Annotated in this window: 9 protein-coding genes; 5 read left to right on the top strand and 4 right to left on the bottom strand. The window is 72.2% G+C overall.

Annotation, left to right across the window (positions count from 1 at the left end; genetic code table 11):
- Positions 1–222 precede the first annotated feature (222 nt).
- Positions 223–348 carry a hypothetical protein gene (locus AB0P06_RS30505; RefSeq protein ID WP_363613002.1) on the top strand — a complete coding sequence of 42 codons (126 nt, stop codon included), beginning with the start codon at positions 223–225 and terminating at the stop codon, positions 346–348.
- A 13-nt stretch (positions 349–361) separates the two neighbouring features.
- Here AB0P06_RS30505 and mca read toward each other — a convergent pair whose 3' ends face one another.
- Positions 362–1,243, bottom strand: a complete 882-nt coding sequence (gene mca / locus AB0P06_RS30510) for a mycothiol conjugate amidase Mca (RefSeq protein ID WP_363613004.1) — start codon at positions 1,241–1,243, stop codon at positions 362–364.
- Between the two features lie 120 nt (positions 1,244–1,363).
- Between mca and AB0P06_RS30515 the strand changes: the two genes are divergently transcribed.
- From AB0P06_RS30515 to murQ, 3 genes are all read left to right on the top strand, one after another.
- Positions 1,364–2,008 (top strand): TetR/AcrR family transcriptional regulator, encoded by a 645-nt coding sequence (locus AB0P06_RS30515; protein WP_363613006.1) that lies wholly within the window; start codon positions 1,364–1,366, stop codon positions 2,006–2,008.
- A 112-nt stretch (positions 2,009–2,120) separates the two neighbouring features.
- Positions 2,121–2,801, top strand: a complete 681-nt coding sequence (locus AB0P06_RS30520; RefSeq protein WP_363613008.1) for a DUF6445 family protein — start codon at positions 2,121–2,123, stop codon at positions 2,799–2,801.
- A 163-nt stretch (positions 2,802–2,964) separates the two neighbouring features.
- Positions 2,965–3,900: an N-acetylmuramic acid 6-phosphate etherase gene (gene murQ, locus AB0P06_RS30525; RefSeq protein ID WP_363613010.1), complete on the top strand. Its 936-nt coding sequence runs from the start codon at positions 2,965–2,967 to the stop codon at positions 3,898–3,900.
- Between the two features lie 65 nt (positions 3,901–3,965).
- Here the strand turns inward: murQ and AB0P06_RS30530 are convergent, their stop codons facing one another.
- Positions 3,966–4,604, bottom strand: coding sequence for a TetR/AcrR family transcriptional regulator C-terminal domain-containing protein (locus AB0P06_RS30530; protein WP_363613011.1), 639 nt, complete (start codon positions 4,602–4,604; stop codon positions 3,966–3,968).
- A gap of 112 nt (positions 4,605–4,716) precedes the next feature.
- On the opposite strand from AB0P06_RS30530, the gene AB0P06_RS30535 reads away from it, so the two are divergent.
- Positions 4,717–6,024, top strand: a complete 1,308-nt coding sequence (locus tag AB0P06_RS30535) for an MFS transporter (protein ID WP_363613013.1) — start codon at positions 4,717–4,719, stop codon at positions 6,022–6,024.
- A gap of 96 nt (positions 6,025–6,120) precedes the next feature.
- Here the strand turns inward: AB0P06_RS30535 and AB0P06_RS30540 are convergent, their stop codons facing one another.
- Both AB0P06_RS30540 and AB0P06_RS30545 read right to left on the bottom strand, forming a co-directional pair.
- Complete coding sequence (locus tag AB0P06_RS30540; protein ID WP_363613017.1) at positions 6,121–6,750, bottom strand: NAD(P)-dependent oxidoreductase; 630 nt, start codon at positions 6,748–6,750, stop codon at positions 6,121–6,123.
- 33 nt (positions 6,751–6,783) lie between these two features.
- The coding region (locus AB0P06_RS30545; protein ID WP_363613015.1) for a hypothetical protein at positions 6,784–6,986 on the bottom strand (203 nt) is incomplete at its 5' end.

The following is a 6,986-nucleotide window of genomic DNA, read 5'->3' on the forward strand; positions in this document are numbered from 1 at the left end:
CATGGCGGCATCGGCCATGACGTGTGGCCGGAGCGCGGCTGACTGTCACGCACCTCCCGTCGCCCGTACGCGGCACGGCATCCGATCGAACTCCTCCCTACCAGGAGTCCCCATGGCTGTTCTGTCGGCGCCCCACCACGCTGACCGCCACCGCCGCCGGCAGCGACTCGGTCACGCTCACCTGGCGGGCAGTCACCGGCCCCGGCCACTTCGTCCTCGCCGATGGCCAGTGCTGACAGCGGCGCCAACAGTGGTGCCGGCCTTACCGCCTGCGGCCGCACCGTCCACGGCGCCACCGGCACGCCCGAGGACAGCGCCACCACGCACCGTTCGCGGCTGCGGCCCTGACCGCTGAAGCCCCTCATCCGCCGGCCTCCCCGGGGCGCAGACCTGCGAACAGGTCGGTCTCGGGGAGCCGACTCGCCACCAGACTCCGCGCGAGGTGGTAGTCCTCGGTCGGCCAGATCTCGCGCTCGATGTCACGCGGGTGCGCCATGAATCCCGCGCCGGACTCGATCTGGGTGGCATGCGCGAGCAACGCGGCGTCCCGTACGGCGAACTGCTCGGCGCAGGCGATCCGGGTGGTGATGGCGAGCGCGGGCGGGGTGTCGGGCCACCCGGCGAGCAGCTCGCCCATGGCCGACTCGACGCCCCGCGCCGTCATCGCGTCGTGCAGGGTCTGGAACCAGGCCCGGAACAGCGCCAGGTGGTAGTAGAGCTTGGCCACCTGCCAGGGCTCCCCCAGCTCGGGATGGCGGTCGGGATCGGCCGCCACCCCGAGGGCCTCGACGGTGACCCGGTGGGCCATCACGTGGTCGGGGTGCGGGTATCCGCCCGTCTCGTCATAGGTGACGACCACGTGCGGGCGGAACTCACGGATCAGGGCGACCAGCGGCTCCGCGGCGACCGCGACCGGCTGACGTGCGAAGCACCCGTCGGGCAGCCGTTCTCCGGCGCCGGGAAGGCCCGAGTCGGTGAAGCCGAGGAAACGCTGCTCCACGCCGAGGATCTCGCGCGCGGCCGCCATCTCCCGGCGGCGGATCCGCGCGAGGTCAGAGCGCACCTCAGGACGGTCGAGCGCCGGATTGAGAACGGTTCCCCGCTCACCACCGGTACAGGTGGCGACCAGCACGTCCACCCCCTCGGCGGCATACCGGGCCAGTGTGGCCGCACCCTTGCTGGATTCGTCGTCGGGGTGGGCGTGCACGCTCAGCAGACGGAGTGCGGGGGGCTTGGTGACCATGGGTGCTCCTTCTCAAAGGTGATGGCACGGCGAGACGTCATAGAACTTAGGCCCGACCCACTCATTGGGTCAAGCATAATTTCTGTGCTCGACCCAGACTCCTTGCGTTACGCTCACCCCATGACCGAGGACACCCCCAACCTGCGCGAGCTCAACAAGCGCCGCACGCGCGACGCGATCTCCCGGGCCGCGACCGGGCTCTTCATCGAGCGGGGCTTCGACCGGACGACGATCGCCGAAGTGGCGGCGGCCGCCGGGGTGGCCAAAATGACCGTCACCAACCACTTCCCGCGCAAGGAGGACCTGCTCCTCGACCTGCACGAGGAGATGGCCGCCCGCCTCGCACGAACCGTCACCGAGCGCACACCGGGCGAGTCGGCGCTGGCCTCGCTGCGCCGCGAGTGCCTGGCCGCGATCGACCGGCACGACCCCGTCCTCGGCTTCTCCGGGCCGTCGTTCGCACGCACCATCACCGAGAGCCCCACCCTGCTCGCGCGGCTGCGCGAGATCCACGAGCAGAGCGAGGACGCCCTGGCCGCCGCCCTCGCCGCGGCCACCGACTCCCCACCCGCCGACTTCACCGCCCGTGTCGCCGCCGGCCTGCTCGCCGCCGTCCACCGGGCACTGTTCGCCGAGGTCTTCCGCCGCATCCTGGCCGGCGAGAAGCATGCCGCGGTGGCTGCCGCGGTCCGCCCGGCCGCCGTCCGCGCCTTCGACCAGCTGGAGAGCGCGCTCGGCCGGTACGCCATCAGACCTCCGGCCTGAAGCCGGCGAAACCCACACAGAGGCCGAAAGGCACCGGAGAGGAGCAGCAGTTGACGAAAGGTTGACCTGCTCACGGCAGAATGTTGGCGACCCCGCCCCCTATGGTCGGCCCATGCCCCAACAGCCCACCAGGCGAGTGGCCCTACCGGTCCTGCCCTATCGCAAACCCACCCCCGGCCGGGACTACTGGACCCTGGACGACGTCCTGCCCGACCCGGACGCCGTTCGGGAGCGCTGCCTCGCTCGCGGCGACTGGACCGAGGGCTACCCCTACCGTCCCGAGAGCTGGCCCGGGCTGCGCACCATGCCCGGTCTGGAGCCGGGCGAGCTGGCCCGTGTCGAGGCGCTGGTCCGCAAGGCCACCGGCGCGCCCCGGCTCTGGGTCCAGAGCGCCCCCGGTGGCGGCACCCTCAACCACAACTGCGTCCAACTCGTCGGCGCCGGCGAGTCGGAGTCCCGCCCGCACACCGACTCCCGCGTGCTGTGCCGCTACGCCGCCGTCCTCTATCTCAGCCCTGACGCTCCCAAGGAGGCCGGCACCAGTTTCTACCGTCAGCAGTTCCCCGGCGGCCGCCTCGGCGGAAACATCGTCAACCCTCCGCACAACAACCTGGTCGAGGCACTCGGCACCCGGCACGTCCCCGTCGATGCCTTCACCGAGGACGTCCGCGTCCCCAACCGTTTCAACCGCCTTCTCCTCTACCACGCCAACCTCATCCACAGCGCCACCACCTACTACGGCACTGCTCTGGAGGAACGGCGGATGACAGCGGTCTTCTTCTGGATGGCGTGACACTCGCCGGGAGCCACCGGGGACGCCGTCACTCCCGATTCCAAAGGCAGCCTCACGTCCAGCCTTCTACCGCCCCGCCCACCTCTATAGCTGCGCGCGCCGGATGGCACACCCCTCGGCAACCGCTCGGGTTGGCGGAGGACACACGGGGGAGGCTGCCTGCATGGATCCGGAACCCCTGCCCGAAGCGAAGCGAGAACGCCTACCGGTGACGGAGGCGGTGCGGCCGGAGTGGGCCGGGATCGATCTGATGGCCACGCTCGATCTCGTCCGGCTGATGAACAGCGAGGACCGCAGCGTGCCCGAGGCCGTGGCCGGACAGCTGGAGCAGATCGCGGCCGCGGTCGACGCCGTCGTCGCCCGGATGACCCGGGGCGGACGACTCGTGTACGCGGGGGCGGGCACGGCAGGACGGATCGGCGTGCTGGACGCGAGTGAATGCCCGCCGACCTTCAACACCGCGCCCGGCCAGGTGGTCGGCCTGCTCGCCGGCGGCCCGCAGGCCCTGGTCTCCGCCGTCGAGGGCGCCGAGGACCGTCCGGAACTCGCCCTCGCCGACCTGGAAGAGCTCAAGCTGACGCCGGACGACACCGTGGTGGGCATCTCCGCATCAGGCCGTACGCCGTACGCGGTGGCGGCCGTCCGGCACGCCCGCACGACGGGGGCCCTGACACTCGGGCTGGCCTGCACCCGGGGGTCGGACCTGGTGGCCGCGGCCGCGCTGGGCATCGAAGTAGAGGTCGGGCCCGAGGTACTGGCGGGCTCGACCCGGCTGAAGGCGGGCACGGCGCAGAAGCTCGTGCTGAATCTGCTGTCCACGGCCGTCATGGTCCACCTCGGCAAGACATACGGAAATCTGATGGTCGACCTCCGGGCGGGCAACGAGAAGTTGCGCGATCGGGCGGAGCGGATCGTCGCCCAGGCCACCGGCGCCGACGAGAAGACCGTCCGGCGTGCGCTGGCCGCCACCGACGGCAGGGCGAAGGACGCAGTCCTGGTCGTCCTCGCCGACGTGGACGCACCGACCGCCGCCCGGTTGCTCGCCGCATCGGACGGACGACTGCGCGAGGCGCTCGCACTCAGCACCCGCAAGGCCTGACCCCGGACTGCCGCCACCCCCGAAACCCCCACCCCCTACCCCGAGGACCTCACTCCACAGGCCCCTCACTCCAGCGCGCCTTCAGCACGCCCCTCCTCCACCCGGAACCCCTCGATGAGGATGCGCAGCCCGTACTCGAAGTCGGCGTCATGGTCGGTCATCCGCAGGACGTCAGCCGCCTCCCGCAGCAGTGGCAGGTCACGCAGCGCCTCGTCCGGGAACGGCGGGCGGGCCCGCTCATCGGCGTCCTGCCGCCACGCCTGTTCCTCCGTGACCCAGCCCATGATGTACCGGTCGACTGCGAGCAGCAGCCGCAGCGCACTGCGCGGCCGCAGGCCCGCTCGACAGAGAGCACTCAACTGGGCTTCGACGGCCGGAAGTTCGTCCTCGGCAGGAAGAGTTCCGGCGTGCACCCGGGCGCCGTCGCGATAGGCGAGCAGGGCGCGGCGCTTGGCGCGCGCGTCCTGGGCGATCCAGTCCGGCCAGTTCTCCGGAGCCGGTCGGCGGTCGGGTGGCAGGGCCTCGGCCAGCATGGCTTCCGCCATCAGGTCGAGCAGTTCCCGCTTGTTCTTGAAGTGCCAGTACAGCGCCGGGGACTGGACACCGAGTTCGCGCGCGAGGCGGCGTGTGGTGAGCCCGTCGATGCCCACCTCGTTCAGGAGGCGCAAGGCGGTCCGCACCACCTCTTCGCGTTGCAGTGCCAACCCGTCCTCCAGTCCGCCGCTATCCGCTTGGCACCCCACCTTATCGCCGCTAAGTTCCACCCCGGAATTTATCAACGATAAGGACGGGCGCCCCGAGGGGATCGATGCCGCCATGAGCACCGGTACGGACCGCCACAGGTCCCGATTGCTGCCGAACACCGCGCCGTGGCGGTCCTCCCGCGACTTCCGGCTGACCTGGACCTCCGGCACGATCACCCTGCTGGGCTCGGTCTTCACCATGACGGCGATCCCTCTGCAGATCGCCGATCTCACCGGTTCACCACTCGCCGTCGGCGCGGTCGGCGCCGTCGAACTGGTCCCGACCGTCCTGCTGGGCCTCTACGGCGGAGTGCTCGCCGACCGCGCCGACCGGCGCGCCGTCGCCCTGACCACCGAGATCGCGCTGGCCGTCCTGAGCGCCCTGCTGCTGGTCAACGCGCTGCTCGGCAGCCCGATGCTCTGGCCGCTCTACGCGGCAGCGGGCTGCGCGGCCGCGCTGCAGGGGCTCCAGCAGCCCTCGGTGGAAGCGATGATCCCCCGCCTGGTCCCGCACGACCAGCTGGTCGCGGCGGGCGCACTGCTCTCCCTGCGCTGGAGCATCGCCGGGCTGGCCGCCCCGGCCGCCGCCGGGGTGGTGATCGCCACCGCCGGTGTCCCGGTCGCCTACCTGATCGACCTGGTCACCTTCCTGGCCTCGATCGCCCTGCTCGCCCGGGTACGACCGATCCCGTCCGCCCGCGACGCCGAGGCACCCCGGTTGAAGGAGTTCGCCGAGGGCGCGCGGTACGCCGCCCGGCGGCCCGATCTGATGGGCACCTACCTGGTGGACCTCGCGGCCACCGTCTTCGCCCTGCCCACGGCGCTCTTCCCGTTCCTGGCCCAGGAGCTGGACGCCCTCTGGGCCCTGGGACTGCTGTACTCGGCCGCCGCTGCCGGCAGCCTGCTGGCGGCGGCCACCAGCGGATGGACCGAGCGGGTGCACCGGCAGGGCCGACTGGTCGTGCTCTCCGGCGTGCTCGTCGGCGCCGCCATGGTCGCGGCCGCCGTCAGCCCGACCGTCTGGACGGTCCTGCTCTGCCTGCTGGTCGCGGGCGCCGCCAACTGGACCGGTGACACCTTCCGGACGGCGATCTGGAACCAGTCCATTCCGGACGAACTGCGCGGCCGCGCGGCCGGGCTGGAGACGCTCATCGGATCCGCCGGGCCCGCCCTCGGGGACATCCGGGCCGGCGGCCTCGCCACCCGCTACGGGATCCGGACCGCTCTCCGCTCCGGCGGCCTGGCCTGCGCCGCCTCCACCGGCGTCCTCACCGCCGCCCTGCCCGCCCTCTGGCGGTACGACCGTCGCACCGATCCACACACCTCGGCGGTCCGCGCCGCGCACGACCGCGCCGAAGCCACGGACGGCGCGGCACCGTAGCGAAGCGCAACGCCGGACGGCCGGTCCACCCGACCCCGCACCGGGACACGCTCGCCGTGCGATCACCATCCGGGACACGCCGGTGGACCGCAGGTGTCAGCCGGTCACCACAGGCACACCGTCCGGGCGGTCGGCGAGCAGGGCGGCGATGTGATCCGCACAGCGGATCGCGGCCGTGGCCATGGCGCTCCTGGTCATCCCGGCGACATGCGGGGTCAGCAGCGCGTTCGGCAGGCCGAAGAGCGGTGAGGCGAAGGCGGCGTGCTCGTGTTCGAAGGTGTCGACGGCCGCCGCCGCAAGCGGGTGCGCCGGGTCGCTCAGCGCGTCGGCCAGCGCCTGCTCGTCGACGATCCCGCCCCGGGCGGTGTTCAGCAGGATCGACCCGGGCCGCATCAGTGCCAGCTCCGCCCGGCCGATCACCCGTAGTCGGTGGTCCAGCGCGGGATCGGTCGCCGCCGCGAGGAAGGCCGCCCGCAGCGGCACGCCCGCGCGGGACTTGACCGCGTGGTAGCCACGTCCGTCCCGGGCGGTCTCGGCGATCAGCGCCGACTCGTCGAAGGCGTCGACGTCGGTGAAGTCCACCCGGCCCGACCAGGCGGCCCGCGCCCCGGCCCGGTCGGCCACCCGCCGGAGGTCCAGCGTGACGGCCAGCCCGTGGCCCAGCAGACGCTCCAGCTCCCGGTCGAGCAACTCGCCCGGAGCCGCGTCCAACAGCAGGACCCGCATCCGTTCCACCTGATCCCCTTCCCGGAACGGACCCTACTGCGCGCCAGGAACCGGCTGCGAGAACCCCCTGAACCCGGCGGCGCCCTGCACCCGGTCTCGCCAACGACGAGCGGGGCGATGCCCGGACAGTGACTGTCCGGGCTGCGGCGCCAGACCGGCAAGGGGCTGCGGGTGGTGGTGGTCGGTGCGAGCCAGAGCGCGATCGAGATCGTGCTCGACCTCCTCGACCGGCCCGA

Source organism: Kitasatospora sp. NPDC088351 (assembly GCF_040685575.1).
Lineage (GTDB): Bacteria > Actinomycetota > Actinomycetes > Streptomycetales > Streptomycetaceae > Kitasatospora.

What these genes read in the sequence shown, in the direction of transcription:
- AB0P06_RS30505 (WP_363613002.1), top strand. Translation starts at nt 223, where the DNA reads ATGGCCAGTGCTGACAGCGGCGCCAACAGTGGTGCCGGCCTTACCGCC.
- mca (WP_363613004.1), bottom strand. Translation starts at nt 1,243, where the DNA reads ATGGTCACCAAGCCCCCCGCACTCCGTCTGCTGAGCGTGCACGCCCAC.
- AB0P06_RS30515 (WP_363613006.1), top strand. Translation starts at nt 1,364, where the DNA reads ATGACCGAGGACACCCCCAACCTGCGCGAGCTCAACAAGCGCCGCACG.
- AB0P06_RS30520 (WP_363613008.1), top strand. Translation starts at nt 2,121, where the DNA reads ATGCCCCAACAGCCCACCAGGCGAGTGGCCCTACCGGTCCTGCCCTAT.
- murQ (WP_363613010.1), top strand. Translation starts at nt 2,965, where the DNA reads ATGGATCCGGAACCCCTGCCCGAAGCGAAGCGAGAACGCCTACCGGTG.
- AB0P06_RS30535 (WP_363613013.1), top strand. Translation starts at nt 4,717, where the DNA reads ATGAGCACCGGTACGGACCGCCACAGGTCCCGATTGCTGCCGAACACC.
- AB0P06_RS30540 (WP_363613017.1), bottom strand. Translation starts at nt 6,750, where the DNA reads ATGCGGGTCCTGCTGTTGGACGCGGCTCCGGGCGAGTTGCTCGACCGG.